General features: G+C 59.7%; 17 protein-coding genes. 9 read left to right on the top strand and 8 right to left on the bottom strand.

Annotation, left to right across the window (positions count from 1 at the left end):
• The first annotated feature begins 9 nt into the window (after positions 1-9).
• The 5 genes from ACOQOY_RS00980 to ACOQOY_RS01000 all read left to right on the top strand — a co-directional run bounded on the left by ACOQOY_RS00980 (position 10) and on the right by ACOQOY_RS01000 (position 6655).
• The gene (locus tag ACOQOY_RS00980; RefSeq protein ID WP_420583621.1) at positions 10-951 is read left to right on the top strand and encodes a hypothetical protein; all 942 of its coding nucleotides are present in this window, start codon (positions 10-12) and stop codon (positions 949-951) included.
• The gene (locus ACOQOY_RS00985) at positions 938-1414 is read left to right on the top strand and encodes a hypothetical protein (RefSeq protein WP_420583622.1); all 477 of its coding nucleotides are present in this window, start codon (positions 938-940) and stop codon (positions 1412-1414) included. The genes ACOQOY_RS00980 and ACOQOY_RS00985 overlap by 14 nt, the downstream gene beginning before the upstream one ends.
• Positions 1411-3318 carry a GMC family oxidoreductase gene (locus ACOQOY_RS00990; protein WP_420583623.1) on the top strand — a complete coding sequence of 636 codons (1908 nt, stop codon included), beginning with the start codon at positions 1411-1413 and terminating at the stop codon, positions 3316-3318. The genes ACOQOY_RS00985 and ACOQOY_RS00990 overlap by 4 nt, the downstream gene beginning before the upstream one ends.
• Complete coding sequence (locus ACOQOY_RS00995) at positions 3315-4397, top strand: ferritin-like domain-containing protein (protein ID WP_420583624.1); 1083 nt, start codon at positions 3315-3317, stop codon at positions 4395-4397. The genes ACOQOY_RS00990 and ACOQOY_RS00995 overlap by 4 nt, the downstream gene beginning before the upstream one ends.
• Before the next feature lie 200 nt (positions 4398-4597).
• Positions 4598-6655: an adenylate/guanylate cyclase domain-containing protein gene (locus ACOQOY_RS01000; protein ID WP_420583625.1), complete on the top strand. Its 2058-nt coding sequence runs from the start codon at positions 4598-4600 to the stop codon at positions 6653-6655.
• A 62-nt stretch (positions 6656-6717) separates the two neighbouring features.
• On the opposite strand, the gene ACOQOY_RS01005 is transcribed toward ACOQOY_RS01000, so the two are convergent.
• Genes ACOQOY_RS01005 through ACOQOY_RS01025 form a run of 5 tightly spaced genes read right to left on the bottom strand, consistent with a single transcriptional unit; the run spans position 6718 to position 12005 of the window.
• Positions 6718-7620 carry an SMP-30/gluconolactonase/LRE family protein gene (locus tag ACOQOY_RS01005; protein WP_420583626.1) on the bottom strand — a complete coding sequence of 301 codons (903 nt, stop codon included), beginning with the start codon at positions 7618-7620 and terminating at the stop codon, positions 6718-6720.
• Complete coding sequence (locus tag ACOQOY_RS01010) at positions 7617-8594, bottom strand: ABC transporter permease (protein ID WP_420583627.1); 978 nt, start codon at positions 8592-8594, stop codon at positions 7617-7619. The genes ACOQOY_RS01005 and ACOQOY_RS01010 overlap by 4 nt, the downstream gene beginning before the upstream one ends.
• Positions 8591-9517 carry an ABC transporter permease gene (locus ACOQOY_RS01015; RefSeq protein ID WP_420583628.1) on the bottom strand — a complete coding sequence of 309 codons (927 nt, stop codon included), beginning with the start codon at positions 9515-9517 and terminating at the stop codon, positions 8591-8593. The genes ACOQOY_RS01010 and ACOQOY_RS01015 overlap by 4 nt, the downstream gene beginning before the upstream one ends.
• Positions 9514-10983, bottom strand: a complete 1470-nt coding sequence (locus tag ACOQOY_RS01020; protein WP_420583629.1) for a sugar ABC transporter ATP-binding protein — start codon at positions 10981-10983, stop codon at positions 9514-9516. Before ACOQOY_RS01020 ends, ACOQOY_RS01015 begins: the two co-directional genes overlap by 4 nt.
• Positions 10984-10991: 8 nt before the next feature.
• On the bottom strand, positions 10992-12005 hold the full coding sequence (locus ACOQOY_RS01025) for a substrate-binding domain-containing protein (protein WP_420583630.1): 1014 nt from the start codon (positions 12003-12005) through the stop codon (positions 10992-10994).
• A 224-nt stretch (positions 12006-12229) separates the two neighbouring features.
• Between ACOQOY_RS01025 and ACOQOY_RS01030 the strand changes: the two genes are divergently transcribed.
• Positions 12230-13420: a sensor histidine kinase gene (locus ACOQOY_RS01030; protein ID WP_420583631.1), complete on the top strand. Its 1191-nt coding sequence runs from the start codon at positions 12230-12232 to the stop codon at positions 13418-13420.
• A complete protein-coding gene (locus ACOQOY_RS01035) occupies positions 13417-14154 on the top strand; it encodes a response regulator (RefSeq protein ID WP_420583632.1) in 738 nt (245 codons plus the stop codon). Before ACOQOY_RS01030 ends, ACOQOY_RS01035 begins: the two co-directional genes overlap by 4 nt.
• Before the next feature lie 38 nt (positions 14155-14192).
• On the opposite strand, the gene ACOQOY_RS01040 is transcribed toward ACOQOY_RS01035, so the two are convergent.
• On the bottom strand, positions 14193-14969 hold the full coding sequence (locus ACOQOY_RS01040) for a carbon-nitrogen hydrolase family protein (RefSeq protein ID WP_420583633.1): 777 nt from the start codon (positions 14967-14969) through the stop codon (positions 14193-14195).
• 138 nt (positions 14970-15107) lie between these two features.
• Here ACOQOY_RS01040 and ACOQOY_RS01045 point away from each other — a divergent pair, with 138 nt between their 5' ends.
• Positions 15108-15527, top strand: a complete 420-nt coding sequence (locus ACOQOY_RS01045; RefSeq protein WP_420583634.1) for an Lrp/AsnC family transcriptional regulator — start codon at positions 15108-15110, stop codon at positions 15525-15527.
• Between the two features lie 9 nt (positions 15528-15536).
• On the opposite strand, the gene ACOQOY_RS01050 is transcribed toward ACOQOY_RS01045, so the two are convergent.
• Positions 15537-17330, bottom strand: coding sequence for a cobalamin-dependent protein (locus tag ACOQOY_RS01050; protein ID WP_420583635.1), 1794 nt, complete (start codon positions 17328-17330; stop codon positions 15537-15539).
• Positions 17331-17634: 304 nt separating this feature from the next.
• On the opposite strand from ACOQOY_RS01050, the gene ACOQOY_RS01055 reads away from it, so the two are divergent.
• Positions 17635-19668: an FAD-dependent oxidoreductase gene (locus ACOQOY_RS01055; protein ID WP_420583636.1), complete on the top strand. Its 2034-nt coding sequence runs from the start codon at positions 17635-17637 to the stop codon at positions 19666-19668.
• Positions 19669-19683: 15 nt separating this feature from the next.
• Here the strand turns inward: ACOQOY_RS01055 and ACOQOY_RS01060 are convergent, their stop codons facing one another.
• Positions 19684-20439, bottom strand: a complete 756-nt coding sequence (locus ACOQOY_RS01060) for an IclR family transcriptional regulator (RefSeq protein WP_420583637.1) — start codon at positions 20437-20439, stop codon at positions 19684-19686.
• Between the last annotated feature and the right edge of the window lie 40 nt (positions 20440-20479).

Here is a 20479-nt window from a genome sequence, read left to right on the forward strand (position 1 = left end):
ACAGCGATTATGACCAAGCACAAAGCCAAAGGCGACCGATGCCATCAGACGGATGTCACCGGTGTCATGCCGAAACTGCCAAAGCAGTTTGATACCTTCCCCTTCTACTACGCCTCGCTGCAATGCCAGTGGATGTACTGGTACACTTCGGTCGAGGTAGCGAAAGCTTTTGTCAAAGGCACCGGTCTGTGTGTGGCCGAGTTTCCCGATGAGCATGGCAAGAACAGGGCCGTTATCCTGCTGAACTTTCAACGCTACACGGCGCATTACGACAACTCGCTGGGCTTTGTGAACGAGGTTGAATTCAACCTCCTGGCCTACCCTAAGAACCGGGTACCGGGCGTGCCGAAAATGATCCTGACCGAGTACCTGTACGGGCGCGATCAGACCAAGACCATTGGCCATCTGCGCGTCCATGTCGCTGCTGACAATGCAATGGCGGTCAAGGCCGGACGGCAGGCCTTTGGTGAGCCCAAGTTTCTGGGTCAATTCAACTACAAGGTGCCGTCGCTGAACGCGAAGATGAAAGGCCATCCGCCGATTTCACCCAAGAAATGGTGGATACAGCTGGTCAATCCGGATGACCCGCAGACCATTGTCTATGACCTGACCGCTGATCTGGGCAAGTTGAAGGGTGAACACTGGACTGAAACGAACTGTACCCCGATCCCCGAGTTCGCCACCGGCCTTGGCCGAACCGTCTGGACCCGGTGGACGATCTCGGGGCTGTTTCAGACGGCGATGCTGGACACCAAACACACGAAACCTATTGCCAAAAAGTTCCATTTGAAACTGGGCAACAATGATTTCCCGATGACGCGGGACATGCACACACTGTTCACGGACATGACGCCTGTGGCCGTGCAGGTCTTTGAAAGCCCGCCGGCCTGTTTCGAGCCGCGCGGGTTTTATGTGGATGCAATTGATGGGGACCGCCATGACAACGCATGATGAAACCCCCGAGTATCAGGCCTTTATAACCGTCAGTGCCGCGCTGACCGGATATGACAGCGCCCAATTGCAGGGGACCGGGTGTGCCGGGGAATACTGGCATCAGGTCCGGCAGGTTTTGCCCAAAGATATCCTGAAGACGTTTCTGTCTCATGCGCCAAAACTGGGCAAGAAGGATGATGACCGGATTATCCGGGAGGAGTATCTGTCGGACCGATGTCTTGGCCCGATTTCGCGTTCGGTGATCCAGCTTTGGTACATCGGTCAGTGGGTGCCGCTGCCGCAGGAATGGCGTGAAAGCTATGGGGCCTCGCGGTTTGACGTGGTCAAAATCATCTCGACCCGGTCCTACAAAGAGGGGCTGGTTTGGGACGCCATTGGCGCGCACCCGCAAGGGGCCAAGCAACAAGGATTCGGGGCATGGGGTCTCGAACCCCCCAAACAGCGGGGGGCAGGAAAATGAGCGCGATCACCGATGACGACCGCACCTATGATGTTGTGATCGTAGGGGCCGGATTTGCCGGGGGTATTCTTGCGAAAGAGCTTGTTTCCAAAGGCTATTCCGTTCTGATCCTCGAAGCCGGGCAAGATCACGGCAAGACTTGGGAGACCTATCGGTCCTATCTGGACCTGTACTATCTGTCTCTGGAAAAAACGCCGAACTCGCCCTATCCCAACCTGCCAACGCTGCCGTCGCCTTCGGTGCTGGATATTACCGCGGTTAGGGGCACACAGCCCGACACGAACGGCTATTTTGTACAGCGTGGCCCACTGCCTTTTGGTAGCAATTACCTGATGGCCTTTGGCGGCACATCGTTGCACTGGCTGGGTACCAGCCTGCGGATGATGCCCGCTGATTTCGAAATGCAGAGCCGGTTTGGTCTGGGGGTCGACTGGCCCTTTAAATACGAAGACCTGCAAGCCGATTATGAACGCGCTGAGTGGGAGATCGGAGTCTCCGCCGATGCGGATGAACAGACCCCCAAGGCACTGGGGATCAAGACCTCGGGGCCGCATGACAACAAGGGGTATTTTGCAAAGGGATATGATTACCCGATGCACTCGATCCCGTCCTCTTATGTGGACGGCTTTTTTGCCCGCGCCGATGGCATGCCGATCGAGATTGGCGAGGACGCCAGCGACACTGTTGAACTGAAAGTCTCGCGCACGCCGCAGGGTCGCAACTCGACTCCGCGCCGGTTCAAAAACGGCAGGAAAATCGTGGTTGGCGGTGAGCCGCAAAAGCATCCGTTCCGTCCGCGCGGTTCAACCGGGCCGTTTGCCTATATGGGCCAGCGATGCGAGGGCAACTCCAGCTGTATTCCGATCTGTCCGATTCAGGCGAAATATAACGCGATGAAAACGCTGGAGGACGCCCGGCACACGGGCAAGGACCTGATGGAGACGATCACCCAAGCCATCGCCTCAAAGGTCGAACTGCACGAAAGCGGGCGCGTCTCTGGCATAGTTTACAAGAAATATCCGTTTCCCGGAGTGCCGCAATACGATCTGCGCCGGGCCAAGGGCAAGCATTATGTGCTGGCCGGCGGGGCGGTTGAAAACGTCACGCTTGCGTTGGCTTCGGGCATCTGCGGCACCAGTGATGAGCTGGGGCGCAACCTTATGGATCATCCCTACATGATGACCTGGGGCGCGGCCCCCGAACCCGTCGGGCCGTTTCGCGGGCCGGGGTCGACGTCAAGTTACGCCAATTTCCGCGACGGTTCCTTCCGCGACAAAACGGCGGCCTTCCGGCTTGAGATCGGCAATTGGGGCTGGAACTTTGCCGCCGGCGCGCCGAATTCGGATGTGGCGCGGCTGGTCGAGCAGGATAACCTCTATGGCACGGCGCTGCGCGACAAGCTGTATCACGATGTGCAGCGGCAGGTTCGGGTCGGCACGCTTGTGGAACAGCTGCCAAAATCCACCAACCGGGTCACCATTGACCCGGCCTATCGCACTCCGATGGGCGAGTACCGCCCGGTGATCAGCTATGATCTGGACGATTACTCGCGCGCCGGGCTGGCGGCGGCCTATGACACCTGCGCGCAAATCTTTCAGCGGTTGGGGATCAGGAACCATACCTCCTACAAACCGTCAGATGCTGGGTATTTCACCTATGACGGCCGGGGCTACACATTCTTTGGGGCTGGCCATCTTGTCGGCACCCACCGCATTGGCACCAACAGGCACAATTCGGTGACGAACAAAGACATGCGGGCCTGGGATCATGACAACCTGTGGCTGGTCGGTGCGGGCTCAATGCCGACGATTGCCACGTCTAACCCAACGCTGACGCTGTCGGCCATGGCTTACAGGGCGTCCCGCGCGATCATGAAGGCCGTTGGGAAAGGGGGTGCGAAATGACTTCGAAAGACACGCTGGAAAAAACCCGCGAAAAGCTGTGCGGCCTGCTGCAACAGGCGCTGATGTTAGAGCTGTCCACAATTCCACCCTATGCAACCGCCTGTTATTCCATTTTGGAACAGGGGCAATATGACCGGTCCGAGCCGACCATCGTGAACGCTGAACCGATTGAGGTGATCCGTCAGGTCATGGTCGAAGAGATGCTGCACATGGTGCTGGTGGCGAACGTCCTCAACAGCATCGGCGGCACGCCAAGGCTGAACGACCCCAAACAGCTGCCGACCTATCCGTCCAAGCTGCTGGGCGGGCGCGGGCCCGAAGTGCGTCTGCGCCGGTTCACCCCCGCGCAGGTGAAAAGCTTTCGCCTGATCGAGACCGCGCCAAAAGATACTGGCCCGGCCAAAAAGGGCGACTACCACACGATCGGAGGGTTCTATACCTTCCTTAAGCAAGAGCTTGAGAAAGCCTGCGACAAGTTCGGAAACGAGGCGATATTTATCGGCGATACCAAGCGCCAGATCTCGAACGACGACTATTTCGGGGCCGGGGGCGAGGTGATCGAAGTGACGGGTTCCCCAGCTCAGCGGCGTAAGGCGGCCCTGACTGCGATCAAAGAGATCATGGAGGAAGGCGAAGGCGCTGAAATGGGCCACCGGGCAGGGGACAATGATATCATCCCCGGACCTGAAGGCCGCGAAGACATCGCGCATTTCTTCAAGTTCAACGAAATCCTGCACAGCCGCTATTACCACCCCGACGACAAGGTGAATGAGCCGCCCTCGGGCGGTGATCTGATCGTCGACTGGAGCGCGGTGTCCCCGATGCGGGACGACCCCTGCGAAGCCAACTACAAGCGCGCGCCCGAAATTGCCGCGATCTCGGCCGAGTTCAATGAAGCCTGGAGCGGTTTGCTGGACGGATTGCAGGTGGCGTTCACCAAGGACAAGAGCGCGTTGCGCGATTTGGTTCCATCCATGTACAGCATCAAGTCCCTGGCGCAAAAACTGATGCGTATTCCTTTGCCGGGCCGGTCAGGGGAAACCGCCGGGCCAACCTGGACATATGTGCCAAAGACGTAAGGGGTCAGCACTGTTGCCTGTGTCGCGGATTTGTGAGAGGACCTGAGGTGGATATCTGCTAGGTTGAGGGCTCGTACACAGGTTTGAGCACCACAAAATTCTTGCATAGACACTTCGAAATCCTCTGGCGCAGCACTGCGCGTTGTTTGAACGGGACACGGCACCGGGTATGGCGCGTGTTCCGATCTGTAGAGGCCTGAATGCGGGTCAGTGTTGGAATCGCAGTCTCAATGCTTGTCGCGCTGTCGATTGGCGTGTCTACATTCCTTGTGCATTCCCTGTGGTGGACGACGGCGCGGGAAAACAGCCGTATGCTGGCGGCGGAGATCAACAGCCAGATTGCCAATACCGTTCGTATCGAGGTCGGGCTGACCCTTCGCTCTGCCGAGGCGGCCTGGGCGGCGGTTCGAACCATCTTTATTCAGGATGTCATTCAGACACGGCAGGCCGACAAGCGGGAATTTGTCTTTCTGTCCCAGTTGCAGGCGCAGCCTAATATCTCGTGGATCACCTTCGGCTGGCCAAACGGCGATTTCTTTGCGGCCCATCGTCTGGGCGACAGCGGCCTTGAGATGATCGAGATCAGCGACGAAATCAGAAACCGCATGCTGCGTCGGGACCGTTATATCTTTATTCCCGGCGATATTCAGTTTGAGGAACGCTCGTTTACGGACACCGAATACGATCCGCGCGAACACGCCTGGTACAGCAACTTCATTGGCCGCAACACACCCGACTGGATCGAGGCGCATGATCTGCCGACCAGTGACAAAACCATTTACGCCTTTGCCGGACCCATAGACGTGCGGCGTCAGCGTCAGGGCGTACTGACGGTGGCAATCGACACCGACCGGCTGTCACGTTTTCTGGGGTCACTGCGCCCCGGAGAGTTCGGCGCGGCCTTTATCCTGAACGCGGATGGCAAGGTGATTGCCGTACCGGACCCGGACGCGGATGAGGTCACTCCGGCACGGATGGGTGAGGGCGAATTGTACGAGGTTGCCAAAATTTCGGGTGAGCGGTTGCTGGGCGATCCGGGCGGAAATGTCCCCGGCACGTTGACGACCCGCGCGGTGTTTGACGACGTGCCCTATGCAGTGGCGCTGACCCCACTTGGGTTTTATGGCTGGCGCGTCGCCACGGTGATCCCTGAATCCGCCTTCCTGTCGGGCATCGACAAGAACCTTGTCAATCTGGTCTACATTCTGATGGGTGTTGTGGTTGCTGCAACCGGGCTGGCAATCTGGCTGATGCGGCGGGTCGTTGCTAACCCGCTGTCTCGCGTGGCCGAGGACCTGAGCCGCATTCAGAGGTTTGACGTCGAGCAGGTGTCCCGCCGCCCCTCGCGTCTGAAAGAGTTGAACAACTTGTCCGCGGCAACGGCAAACATGGCAGCGGGCCTGTCGGCGTTTCGCAAATACGTGCCGACAGATCTGGTCCGGATGCTGGTCGCCGCCGGGATCAAAACCCAACCCGGCGGGGAGATTAAACCCATCTCGGTGCTGTTCTGCGATGTGTCGGGCTTTACCGGTCTGGCCGAGAAACACGGGCCAAGGATTGTGGAACTGATGGAGCCGTTCTTCAGCGCGGCATCCTCGACCATCGAACGTCACGACGGAACAATCGACAAGTTCATCGGCGATGCGGTGATGGCATTCTGGGGCGCACCGCGCGAAAATCCCAACCATGCAGAAAGTGCCTGCCGTGCGGCGCTTGAACTGGTCGAAGTGGTCGAAACGTCGGACCTTCAGCATGAAAGCGACGACGCCCTGCATGTCAGGATCGGATTGAACAGCGGTGAGGCTCTGGTCGGTAATATCGGGTCCGAACAGCGGCTCAATTACACCGCGATCGGGGATGTGGTGAATGTCGCCAGTCGGCTGGAAGTGGTCAACAAGATCTATGGCAGCTCGATCCTGATCGGCCCCGAGACGCGGCGCGAAGCGGGGGATGCGATCATTGCGCGAGAACTGGATACGCTGGTCATCGCCGGGCGATCCGAAGAGCTGGTTGTTTTTGAGCTGATCGGCATGGCCGATGACATCGGTGCGACACCGGACTGGATTGGGGCCTATGATACTGGCCTGACCCATTATCGGGCCGGTCAGTTTGCCGAGGCCGTCGCTGCGTTCGCAGAGGCAGACCAGATGCGTGGGGGTGATCCCGTGGCAAAAGCAATGAAGGCAAAGGCCGAGGACCTGATCGCGAACCCACCATCAGGCGCGTGGCGCGGCGTCGCCATTGTGGACGAGAAGTAAGCCCATTTTTTTAAATCACGCCGGCTTGGCATGAGTCGTCTCTTCGTCGCGGGGTCGTATGCTTAGACTGAGGCACCAGCGACGTTTACATATGTCGAGAACACCCGGTCTGTTGCTGTAATAAATAGCATGTTGTGCCGCGCCCCTCCGAAAGTCAGGTTTGAAACGGTATCGGGGACGCGGATTTTACCCAGCAGGTCTCCGGCTGGAGAAAAGACATGCACCCCGTCGGCTGCGGAACACCAAATGTTGTCGTGCTGATCCACGCGCAACCCGTCCGGCAGGCCCGTGTCGATCTCGGCCAGAGTTCGCGGGTTGTGCAGGTCCCTGTCCGGTCCCACGTCGAAACACCGCAGAATCGAGGGGACGGCGGGGTCGTGGCTGCTGCCGGATTCGGCCACGATCAGCCGCGATTCATCTGCGGAAAACGCCAGCCCGTTCGGTTGCACAAAGTCCCGCGTGACCGGTTGTATCTCAAGGCTTTGCGGGTTGATGCGATAGACGAAACTGCCGTCCTGCTCGGGGGTGGCTCTGTACCCTTCGAGATCGGACAGAATCCCGTAAGTCGGATCGGAAAACCAGACCGTCCCGTCCGAGCGCACGACCACATCATTGGGCGAGTTCAGCCGACGACCATCATGGCGGTCGGCCAGAGTGGTCCGACTGCCGTCATGTTCCGTCCGCACCAGCGACCGGGTCCCGTGCTGACAGCTGAGCAACCGCCCCTCGCGGTCGCGGGTATTGCCGTTGGTGTAGTCGGAATTCTGGCGATACAGGCTGACGCCTCCGTTCGGAGTCCAGCTGTAGATATGGGCGCGCGGGATATCTGAGAACAGCAGCATTTCATGTGCTGGAAACCAGACCGGGCCTTCGGTCCAGACATGGCCGGATGAGATTTGCGTAAGTCCGATATTTGTATGGATCAGGTCGCGGAACTCGGGTCGGATGATCTCATAAATGCTCATGCGCCATATCCTTTCCGGTTGGCCAGGGTGACGACGCCCACGATCACAAGGCCCGTCAGGATCAGGCGTATCCCCGCACCCAATCCGTAAGAGTTCAGCATCGACACGATCAGGAACATGAACAAAGCCGCGCCCCAGATACCCGGCACGTTGGAATTGCCACCACCGATTGACGAACCTCCTATCACCACCACTGCGATGGACATCAGCATGTACTCGGTCCCCATGTTCAGGTTGGCCCCGCCCGAAAAGCTGGCCAGCAGGAACCCGGTCAGGGCCGCGCAGACGGCTGAGTTTACATAGATGCCGAACCGGACGGCATTGACCGGCACACCGCTAAGCCGTGCGGCGCGCAGGTTCTGGCCGATGGCGGAAATCCAGCGCCCGGCGATGGCACGCTCGAGCAGCAACCAGGCGCAGACCGCCAGTACGATGCCGACAACGGCAACGTTTGGGATGCCTAAAAGGCCTCCGGTGGCGAACTCGGCCAGCGGTTCGGGGGGCTTAATACGCAGGCCCCGGTTCGACCAGATCGCCAGCGATTGATAGAGGAATGAGGCCGAGAGTGTCGCGATGATCGGCGGGATGCGCAGCAGCAGGATCAGGATGAAGTTGACCACGCCACAGCCGATGCCGACCCCTATGGCGACCAGAAGCCCGGGCAGGATCAGTGCGGTTTGCGTATCCATAAATTTCAACGCCAGCGTTGCCGCCAGTGTCATCGTGGCTGGGATCGACAGGTCGATATTGCCGGGGCCGAGCGTGATCACCAGCATTTGCCCGATGCCGACGATGGCCGAGAAAGACGCAAAGGTCAGCGCCGCGTAGAACAGCGATCCCGCGCCCGATCCGGCCAGAAGGCTTGTCGCGGCAAAGGTCAGCGCGGCCGCGAGATAGGCCCAGAGCCACGGTTTTTGTAGCAACGCGCGTGCCGGGTTGGGACGGGCTTCGGTCATTGCGGTCTTGTCGCTCATGCCGTGACCTCCTTGCGGACAAACAGGAGGCGTACCGCCAGCACCAGGATCAGGATCGCGCCTTGTGCGCCGATTTGCCAATCCGGCGACAGGCGCAGGAAGGACAGGAAACTGGCTGCCAAAGTCAGGGTCAGCGCACCAATCACCGCGCCGAAGGGTGAGATGCGACCGCCGACAAATTCACCGCCGCCAAGGATCACTCCTGCAATCGACAATAGCGTATAGCGTAGGGCGATGTTGGCATCCGCCGCGGTGGTAAGGCCGACCAGACACATGCCCGCCAGAACTCCGAACAAGCCGGCCAAACCGTAAGCAGTGGCGCGCAAGCGGACGACGGACCAGCCTGCGCGTTCCATGGCGCGTTCGTTGCCGCCGACGCCTTGCAGGATCACTCCGATCCACGAGCGTTTGATCAGCAGGTGGACGGCGAAGGCGATCACCAGCGGGGCGATGACCGCAATTGGAACCAGCGGTGTCTTGAGGCTCATGAGCGTTTTCAGCCATTCCGGTGACGCGCCACCCGGTGAGGGTAGGATCAGCACCGCCAGCCCGCCCCAGACAAAGGACATCCCCAGCGTGACAACGATGGCAGGCAGCCCGCGAAGCTGGATCAGCGCCCCAAGCGCAGCATAGGCGAGGATGGCTGCGGCCAGAATGGCATAGCCCAGCAGCGGTGTGTCATGCACAAACGTGGCCGTTACACAGGCGCAGAAACTGACGAATGTGCCGACGGACAGGTCGATGTCGTTGACCATGATGATCATCATCTGGGCAATGGTCGCCAGCGCCACCGGGATCGCCAGATTGAACAGCAGGTTCAGGCCGAAATAACTCATCGCGCGGGGTTGCAGGTAAAATACTGCGCCCAACAGAACGGCCAGAGACAGGACGGGCAGCAACAGACGCATACGGTCGGCGGTCATTCGGCGGCCTCCTGCATCTCAAAAGACGCGTGCAGGATGTTTTCCTCGGTGATCTCGTCGCCGGTCAACTCGGCGGCGATTTCCCCTGCGCGGAACACAAAGACCCGGTCACATTCGAGGATTTCGTCGGTCTCGGTCGAGTACCACAGGAAACTGCGGCCCTTGGCGGCCTCGTCTCGGATCATCTGATAGACTTCTTTCTTGGTGCCGACATCGACGCCGCGCATCGGGTCGTCCATCACCACAATCGGGGCCGACGAGGCCAACGCGCGGGCAAACAGAACTTTCTGCTGGTTGCCGCCGGATAGCGACAGAATGGGGTTCAGCAGGTTGTCGGTGCGGATGCCGATCCGCTCTTTCCAGTTTTTCACCAGATCACCTTCGCGCCTGCGATCCACCATCACCTTGCGGCTGAACTCGGGCAGAGTGGTCAACGACAGGTTCCGCAGGATCGACCAGAGCGGCATGACCCCGTCGCGCGCGCGGTCTCCAGCGACGAACACCACTTCGGGATCACGTGCGGATTTCCATTTTGGAGCATGGTCGAAATAGAGCTGCGCCAACGCCTCGGCCTGGCCGTGACCGGCCAGACCGGCAAGCCCCACAATCTCTCCTTCGCGCGCGTTCAGACCGTTTGGGGCGCGTACAACCTTGTCCCCCAGCGCGCGCGTAGCCCGTTGGTTATCTGCCGTTTCGTCGGGGGCCACATGCCCCATCGCATCGACAATCGAGGCACGGGTGAAGGCCTTTGCAGGCTGGTCATCGACGATCTGGCCGTCTTTCATGATGACGATCCGGGTCGAGACCTCGAAGATTTCACCCATCATGTGCGAGATGAACAGAACCGCGCCGCCTGCTGCGCAAAAGCGTTTGATATGATCCAGCAATTGCTGCGCGATGGCGGCGTCGAGGGATGAGGTCGGCTCATCCAGAATAACAAGGCTGGGCTCCCGGTCGCGGTCGGCGAAGGCAATGGCAATCTCGACCATCTGGCGTTCGGCGATGGTCAGGTTCCCCACCGTTGCGCGTGGCCGGATGCCGTGACCGGGGAAGACCAGATCGAGCGCGTCGATCATCTTTTGTTGCGCTGCCCGCCGCCAGCCTTTGCGCGGCATGGTTCGGTACGGGATGCGCAGGTTTTCCAGAACCGTCAGGTTCGGACAGAGCGACAGTTCCTGAAACACACTGCGCACGCCCGCGTTTTGCGCGTTTTGGCTGTTGCGTAAGGCGGTATCGCCATCGCGATATTGCACTGTGCCTTGAGTCTGCGTCAGCCGCCCGTTGATCACGTTGGCCAGCGTCGATTTCCCGGCCCCGTTATGGCCGACCAGCCCGACGCATTCACCGGCGCGGATGGTCAGGGACGCGGCGCGCAGGGCATGAACAGGCCCAAAAGACATATTGGCCTGTTCCAGAGATACAACCGGCGCAGAACCTGCGCCGGGTCTCGTATCGTCTTCCGTCATCACTGCGGTTACTTGGCCGAAGAGATTACGTCTTTGGCCTGATCCTGCGTATATTCCACATTCGCGACCGAGCCTTTGGGCGTGGTTTTCAGCGTGTCCACCAGATCGGCCTGATCGACCTTGAGGAACGGCACGGTCAGATCCTTGGGCGCCTCTTGGCCGTCCAAAATCTGCTGAGCAACCCAGAATGCCAGCGTGCTGACGCCGGGAGCAATCGACAGAGAGGTCGTCTCATACCCGTTTGCGGCCTGTTCATCAGCCCACCATTGCAACTCGTCTTGGCGGTTGCCCATGACGATGGTCGGCATGGCACGATCTGTGGCCCCGATGGCTTGCGCCGCGCCATAGCCGTCACCGCCTTGCGTCACCACGCCGACGATCTCTGGCAAGCTGGGCAGAATGCCGGCCACGGCCTTTTGCGCCACGTCTTGCGCCCAGTCCCCATGGACTGAGCCGACAATTTCGAAATTGGTGTTCTTCACCTCGTCATGGATACCGGCGCTGATCTCGTCATCGACGAAGACGCCCGCGAGACCACGGATTTCCAGCAGGTTGCCGCCATCGGGGTAACGCTCGGCCAGGTACTTCACCTGCTCGCGGCCCATCTGTTGGAAATCCACCGCGATGCGCCAGGCGCAGGGTTCCTGCACGATACCGTCAAAGGACACCACCGTGATGCCCGCGTCACAGGCCGCTTTGACCGCGCCGTTGATCGCCGTGGGTGAGGCCGCGTTGATGACGATGGCGTCATAGCCTTGCAGGATCATGTTCTGAATTTGCGCTGCCTGCTCGGTGGCCTGATTTTCCGAAGTCGTGAATGCGTCCGCTGCCGCGACAACGCCGTCCGACACCGCCTGATCTCCGTTTTTCTGCCAGCTCTCCAGCATCGCCTGACGCCAGGAATTGCCCGCGTAGTTGTTCGACAGGGCGATGCGCTTGTCTGATGTATCCGCTTCGGCAACGGGGGCTGTCAGGGTGATGATCCCGGCCGCCGCGCCGAGCAATATGGCCTTCAGTGTCATTTTATCCTCCCAGCGCGGCTCAACCGCCGCACGTATGTTGTGTCTGCCCATCAGGGCCAACGCGGTAAGGATTCACCGACTATCGCGATCAGGTAAGAGTAAGACACGCGCATTGATTGCGGGGACCCGCATATACACTGCGGAAACCCGCATGACATGGCGAGGTGGCGTTCCTATACTTAGTCCTGCCGGTCGCTACGGACCGGACTGTTGAAAGTGTCCCCATGGCCGATCTTGCCTATTACCTGCGGATATCGAACCATCTGGCTGGCAATCTGGATATCAAATCCGCGTTGCGTTCGGTCAAATCCGAGATCGACCGCATCCTTGAGGTCGACCATCTGGACGTCTGCCTGATCGACGACAAGGGCTATTGGAACACCAGCTACGAGGTCGGTCTGCGCACCAGCTGGAGCAGCACTCGCGCGCCGGTCGAGGTATCGCCGGTCCGCGATATCCTGCGCGGCGACAGTGACTATTTGCTGACCGGAAACGCGCCGGAGGACCCGCGCTATGTGTTCGAAGGGTCGGACAGTGAGCCGATCCTCAGATACAATATGCGCAGCCGGGTGAATGTGGCGATGAAGGTGCTGGGCCGCACAATCGGGTCCCTGAACTGTTCGTCGCAGAAACGTGATTTTTATGATCAGAACGCGGTCGAACAGGTGCGCAACATAGCAGATATTCTGGCACCCTACTTTTACGCTTTGCGCGCCAATGAGCAGGCCCGGCGTGAGGCGATCATGCGGGCCGAATTGCAGGCGCGGGAAGAGGGGCTGCGCCTGGGCGCGCTCAGCCTGACCGACGCTTTGGAGCTGGAACGCCAGCGGATCGGCATGGACCTGCATGACCAGACCTTGGCCGACATGACGCGGATCAGCCGCGATCTTGAGGGCTGCAAGACCCGCGAAGACATAGAAAACCTGCGTGGCAGTGTGCAGAACTGCATTCAGGGCCTGCGCGAGATCATTGATACCTCGATCCCCTCGCTGCTGGAATTGTTCGGGTTTCAGCACGCGGTGCGCACCCATCTTGAACGGGCCATCGGGGCCGATCAGCAGATTGACATAGACGTGCGGGATCTGTCCCACGGCTTGATCGACCAACTGCCGCAGGCCAAGCGCATCGCCCTGTTCCGCATCGCGCAAGAGGCGATAAACAACGCGGTCCGGCATGCGCAGGCCAGCCGGATCGACGTTGAGATCGAATGCCGCAATGGCCTGCACCTGCATGTGCGTGACGACGGGCGCAGCAAGGCAGCGGTTGAATCCGAACAGGCCTCGGGCGGGTTGACCCATATGCGCACACGAGCGCGGCTGATCGCGGCGCAGTTTGACATCCGCTATGACGGCGGCACGCAGATTTGTGTCTGCCTGCCGGTCTCGGAATGCCCGCAAAGTGAGGTGGTGGCATGAAGGTCCTGTTGGTTGAAGATGATGCGATGCACGCCAATTATCTGCGGGAACTGGTGCAGGAGGCGTTGCCCGAAGCAACCGATGTGTCACTGGCCACCAACGGCCGCGAAGGTGAGGAACAAGCCCGGCAGGACTCGGTCGAGGCCATCGTCATGGACCTGCGCATGAAAGAGCGCAACGGGATTGAGGCCGCTCGCACCATCTGGTCGGAACGGCCCGACACTCGCATCCTGTTCTGGTCCAACTATTCGGACGAGGCCTATCTGCGCGGCATCGCCCGGATTGTCCCGAAAGAGGCTGCCTATGGCTATGTCCTGAAAACCGCCAGCCCGTCGCGCATGCACCTTGCCTTACGTGCGGTGCTGGTTGAGGCGCAGATCATGGTCGATCGTGAAATCCACCAGATTCAGCGCGATCAGAGCCGTTCAGGAGAAGCGCTGACTGAGGTTGAACTGGCCATCCTGACGGATTTGGCCTTGGGGTTGCCGGACAAGACCATCGCGCTGCGCCGCAAGTTGGCGCTACGTACGGTCCAGAACCGGCTGTTGTCGATCTATGAAAAGCTGGATGTTGGCGACCTGCCGCTGAACGATATCGACATTGCCATCAACAAACGCGTGCGGGCGGTATCCAAGGCGATGACCTCTCAGATACTGAACCGCGAGAGCATCGTTTCGGCGGAAAAAGAGCTTGGTCTGTGGTGGCAGCGCAAGAACCCGCTGAGTGATATGTGAGCTGCCGGGCGGACCGTGGGTCAGCCCGGCGCTTAAGCTTATTCGGGGACGTATCGCGGATAGGTGGACTTGCTGGCTGCGGCAAAGCCCAGATCAATCTCGACCGTTGCAAACGGGTTGTCGGGATCGGTTTTTGCCAGCACGTTGCCCTCGGGGTCGATCACCCAGCTAAGGCCGCCCGCGTCCGGTGCCGCGCCTTTCGGCGCCCACAGGTTGGATGACAGGCAATATGCGCCGGAACAAACGGCGGCTGCCTGTCCCCCGGCCAGCCATTTATCGACCGAACCATGTGGCGTTGCGCGCGGGACGCATAGCAGATCCACCCGCGAGGCCGCATAGTGCCGCGCCCATTCAAAGAACCACATCTCGGTGCAGATCTGAACGCCAATGCGCATCCCCAGAACGCGGGCCACGTCAAACGCCTTGGGGCCACGGTCATACCAGGTGTGTTCGTAATACCCCGGCTCGTCCGGCAGGTAGTATTTTTCATGCGCCGGGGTGGCGCTGTTGGTATCCGCTGACCAGACATAGGCTTCGTTACGGCGGCTGCCTGCGGCATTCACAATCGGACGGGTTCCCATCGCACCACCAACCCCGAGGTCAGACAGTTGCGCAATCCGGCCCTCATGCGCTGCGACCGCATCTGCCCACCGCGCGGCGTCGGGTGTTGCATCATTGGCCAGCCAGTCGAAAAAGCACATCTCGGGCAACAGCAGAAAGTCCGTGCCTTCGGATGTGACGTGGTCTTTCAGAGCGTTCAGATACTGGTCCAGTTCCGCCGGACGCGGGTCAATCTGACAGACGGTGACTTTCATGGGATGCTCCTAAATAGTGCAGGTGTTTTGAGGGGCAGAATGGCGAGGGCCGGATTGGCAGAACAGTCATCACGTGCTAGCAATCCGTGAGTTTTCTGACGAAATGCAAGACAGTGCGATCAGATCGAAAGGATTGTCGTGGACACTACGGATCGAGAATTACTGCGCCTCCTCAGCCTAGATGCCCGCCGGTCTGCTGCCGAACTGGCCCGCGAGCTGAATGTATCCAGAGTCACCGTTCAGAACAGGATCGACAGGCTGAAGGCCAATGGCACGATCCGGCGCTTTACGGTTGAACTGGGTGTCAGCCGTGAGAATGTTTTGGTCGAGGCGCTCGTGCTCTTGAAACTGGCCCCGGGGGACAGCCGAAAGACCATTACGCAGCTCAAACGAATTCCCGAACTGCAATCGCTTGGCTCGATCAACGGGACGTTCGATCTGGTGCTGGAGCTGCGCACATCCTCGCATCAGCGTCTGGATACGGTGCTGCGGGACATTCGTCGCATGCCGATGGTGGCTGAGACAAACAGCAGCATCCGCCTCAATCATTTTTATTGAGCGGCCCGGTCAAAGGACTTGTTCGCCGGACTCCTCAAGAAGGGCGCTCAGCGCATTGGTGGCTGCGTCAAGATCGCTGCACACAACGACGCCGATTTCGGTCAGTGCGTCTGAGACGTCCACCGGCAGGCTGGTATTGCTGGCTTCGGGGATTTCATTCAAACGGCCGCCGATCAGGATTGGCACCTCCAACCCGGCCTCTTTCATCTTGCGCAGCAGGGTTTTCGCATAGCGTAATGCCACGCCGTTATAGGTGCTGAGCGCGATGGCATCGACAGGGTTCTGCCGGATAAGGGCGACGATGTGCTCTGGGTCGCTTGAAACACCGCCATCCTCGACGGCAAACCCGGCCTTGCCGAAGACGAGATCCAACAGCATCTTTCCATGTTCGTGGACATCCGTGGTCGCGGTCAGAATCCGGGCCGGGGTCTTTGCCAGCGCGGTCAGAGCCTGCCCCGAGTCTGATGCCATAAATGCCTCAGCCTCGGCCTCCAGCTCTTGATAGGTGGTTGCGCCGACGATGGGGGTTCTGCGCCTCGGCGCGTCCGGGCGCAGGGCTCCGGCACCGTAGGTTTCCTCCAACGTGCGTCCGCCCAGCCGGCGTAAGGCCAAAAGCAGCTGGAACGGGTCGGTGGTGTCGATGCCACCTGCCGACAAACCGGCCAGAACCCGATCTGCAAAACCCTGCCCCTCGCGCAGTAGAGTGCCGCTGACGGCTTCGATCCCGGTCGTATCAAATAGTGGCACATAGCCATCGGCAAGCTCGACCAGCCTGTTCAGATGGCATTGCGCGTCACAGATTTCCGCAACATCCGGGATACGCTCATTCTCGCTGACCGGAACCGGGTTCAGCGCATGTCCGGTCGGCAGCAGTTTCTGCGCGACAATGTCCGACAGCAGATACGAGGACAGCCCGGCATAGTTTTCGGGATGCGTCCCCTTGTACAGAACGGTTGCGCCGTAAATCTGCGATCCGGGGATACCGTCGCTGATCCGGGCCAAGGCCCGCTGAAACGCGATCCGCGTCAGGGGTTCGGTGAAGTGGTGGCCGTAACACACCGCATAAGGCGCGCCGATCAGATCGGTGACGATGTATTTTTCCAGCAAAGCCTGACCCAGCGCCGATGTCAGGTCTTCAAACACCGCTGCAAATCCGTCATCCAGATTGGAATGCACCAGAACCGGAATGGGCTGTGCCGCAATCAGGCCGAGGGCCTGAACGGTGGATTGCGTGGTTTCAACGTCGTCGTCATGCCCCGGCAGGCGAAAGGTGAAATACTGGCCCAGATTTCCAATCGCCGTCGCCCCTGCGGCCAATGCGGCACAGGTGTTTTCCAGCGCCGCCGGAAAGCCCAACATGAAATCGCCAAAGTGCATTGCGGCGGGGCTGGCCTGAGTCAGTTGCGCGAACGCCTCGACGTCGTTCAGCAAAATACCTGTGCCACGCGCCTGTTCGGTCCTTAGGTTCCTTGGAAAGCCCATCGACCAATCCAGACACATGCCGAACCGGTCGACCTGTGCGCCCCGTTGCGCGCAGCGGTAATAGACCTGCCGGATTGCGTCGACCGAATGCGACAGATCGCGAAACCCCAGATGTGCGTGTTGCATCACACGACCGGACCGCATCTGCGCGCGCTTGTAATCAACCTCGTTTCGGAAGCCCGTGCTGCGGTGGAACAGACTGTCGCCAACGCTCCAGTCGCGGGCCATTTTCCGGCCCGTGTTCAGCAGGTCTGCGCCGCTGGGCAAATCCTGTTCCGGCAGCAGGGCGGCTGTAAGAGGTTTGGTGGCGATGTCAGTCATGGTGTCAAAGTGGCCTATCCGAGTGAATTGGCAAGATGGTATTGCGGGGTCAGCTTTGGTGCCGAGGCATATGTGCCTTGATAGTCAAAACGCGGCAAGGTTGGAAAGGCGCGTCGCCCGTTCAAGACCGATCCGAAAAGCAGTGCGTGGGCAGAGCCCCAAAACTTTTGTTTGATCCTTTTCGCGACCTCACGCAGGCTGCCCTGACAGAGTCGCGCCGGGTTTTAACCTGCATTCAGAGGCAGCTAAGGAAACCGGATATGACGTCTGACAGTTTAGCCAGACACAGTTAGGGACCCGGAACATGAAGGACGATCCGCTTCTCAGGCCGTTTCAGCTCAAGCATCTTGAGATCAGAAACCGTGTACTCTCGACCGCGCATGAACCCGCCTATACCGAGGATGGCATGCCGAAAGACCGGTATCGCCTGTATCATGCCGAAAAGGCCAAGGGTGGCATTGGGATGACAATGATCGGCGGGTCCTCGGTTGTGGCCCCGGACAGCCCGCCCGCCTTTGGCAACATCACGCTTTATAAGGACGAAGTGGTTAAATGGCTGTCCGAGCTGGCAGATGACGTACACAGTCATGGCGCTGCGGTGATGATCCAGATCACTCATCTGGGGCGGCGCAACAACTGGAATAAAAAAGACTGGCTACCGCCGATTGCGCCGTCGCATATCAAGGAAGCCACCCATCGCGCATATCCCAAGGTGATGGAGGACTGGGACATGGACCGCGTGGTTGCCGCCTATGCTGACGCGGCCGAGCGGGTCCAGGCGGCGGGTCTCGATGGGTTGGAGTTTGAATGCTACGGCCACCTGATTGACCAGTTCTGGTCCCCGGCCACCAATAAGCGCGACGATGAATATGGCGGGTCGCTGGAAAACCGGATGCGGTTTGGCATGCGCGTGTTCGAGGCGGTGCGCGAACGGGTCGGCCCGGAGTTTCTGTTGGGCGCGCGGCTAAGCTGTGATGAGACATTCGAGGGTGGGTTCGACGCGGAAGAGGGTCATCGGATCGCGATGACGCTGACCGATAGCGGGCTGTTCGACTTTCTGAACGTCGTGCGCGGTCATGTGGATACGCATGAAGGTGTCTCGCACGTGATCCCGACCATGGGGCACAAATCCGCGCCGCATCTGGACCAGGTCGCCAAAATACGCGAGGCCACGGGGATGCCGACCTTTCATGCGGCCCGGATTCAGGACGTGGCGACCGCGCGTTATGCCATCGAAAGTGGCAAGCTGGATATGGTCGGCATGACCCGGCCCCACATGGCCGATCCGCATATCGTCAACAAGCTGGCGACGGGGCGAGAAGATCAGATCCGTCCCTGTGTGGGTATGGGGTACTGCATCGACGCAATCTATGCCGGGCAGGCCGTCTGCATCCACAACGCAGCCACGGGGCGCGAAAAGCACATCCCTCACGTTCTGAAACCGGCTGTAGCAAAGAAGAAGGTGGTTGTCATCGGAGCCGGTCCGGGCGGGCTTGAGGCCGCGCGGGTCGCTGGCGAACGCGGGCATCAGGTCGTGGTGATGGAAGCCGCTGCACAGGCGGGCGGACAAGTTCTGCTGACCGCAGCCCTGCAACGCCGCAAAGAAATTTTGGGCGTCGTCGACTGGCGGCTGGAGGAATGCGAGCGCCAAGGCGTCGAATTCCGCTACAACTGTTTTGCCGAGGTCGACGATGTTCTGGCCGAAAACCCGGATATCGTCATCGTGGCAACCGGCGGTGTGCCATCGACCGATTTCCTGAAATCCGGCGCGCATCTGGCGACGACCTCATGGGATATTCTTTCGGGTGCAACGCATATGGGAAAAGACATCCTGCTCTATGACGATGGTGGGTCGCATGAGGGCATGACAACGGCCGAATTCGTGGCCTCAAACGGGGCGAACCTGCACTACGTCACCCCTGAACGCATTCTGGCGCCCGAGGTTGGGGGTACCAACTATCCGGCCTACCTCAAGGCGTTCAGTGATTATGATGTGCGGACAACTCTGAACCTGAAACTGGAGAGCATCGCGCAATCGGGCAACCGCCTGACCGCCACGTTCTATGACGAATATGGCCGCACACGTAAAACCTTTGAGGCCGATCAGGTCATCGTCGAAACTGGGGCGATGCCGTTTGATGATCTGTATTTCGAGCTGAAACCCCTGTCGGTCAATCGGGGCGAAACGGACCAGCAGGCGTTGCTGCGGTACGCTGCGCAGACCCTGACGACGAATCCTGAGGGCAAATTTCAGCTGTTCCGTATTGGCGACGCCGTGGCCAGCCGGAACATCCACGCGGCGATCATGGATGCCAAGCGGCTGCTGATGCACGCCTGATCCGGGCGGGGACCGTCACCGCAAATTTTGAGAGATACGGTCTATGCACTCCAGCAACGGGGTGACATAGGCCGCTTTGTCCGCCTTCAGCCGGAACAGGGGGACGGACACACTGATCGCGCCGACGGGATGAGAGTGGCCGTCCAGCAGGGCTGCGCCAAAACAGGCGATACCTTCTTCGTTCTCCTGATTGTCGAAAATATAACCCTGCGCACGGCATTGCGTGATGTGCTTGCGCAAGGCGTCGGGATCTGTGGTGGTAAAGCGCGTGATCGCCCGCAGGTCAGAGGTCTCAAGCCACTTGGTCAGTTCCGCATTTGGCAAGGCGGACAGGTAAGCCTTTCCAACTCCGCTGGAATGCAGCGGCACAAAGGTGCCGATGGTTGAGCTCATGCGAACTGTTTCAAGGCTTTCGATCTTGTCTATGTAGACCAGCCCCTCGCCACTTGGGACGGCCAGATGCACGGTCTCGCCAGTTGCGTCCCTCAGCGTTTCAAGCGCGTCTCGCGACATCTCGCGCAGATCGGATTTGGCCAGCGCGGTGCGCGCCAAATTGATCAGCCGTGGCCCCGGTTTGTATTGGCGCAAGGCGGTTTGGGTGATCAGGCCCTCGGCCTCTAACCCCTGCAACAGCCGATAGAGCGTGGGGCGCGTAAAGGCGCATTCGCTCAGCAAATCTTGCAACGTGGGCGGGTTGGGCCGGTCGCAGATATGTTGCAGCAGACCGATGCTGCGAGAAAAGCTCTGCGTACCCTGAACCTGTTTCGTCATTCCGATGCCTGCGTGATTGACCGGTGAAGGGGATTGGCGT

This window comes from Ruegeria sp. (genome assembly GCF_965221235.1).
GTDB lineage: Bacteria > Pseudomonadota > Alphaproteobacteria > Rhodobacterales > Rhodobacteraceae > Ruegeria.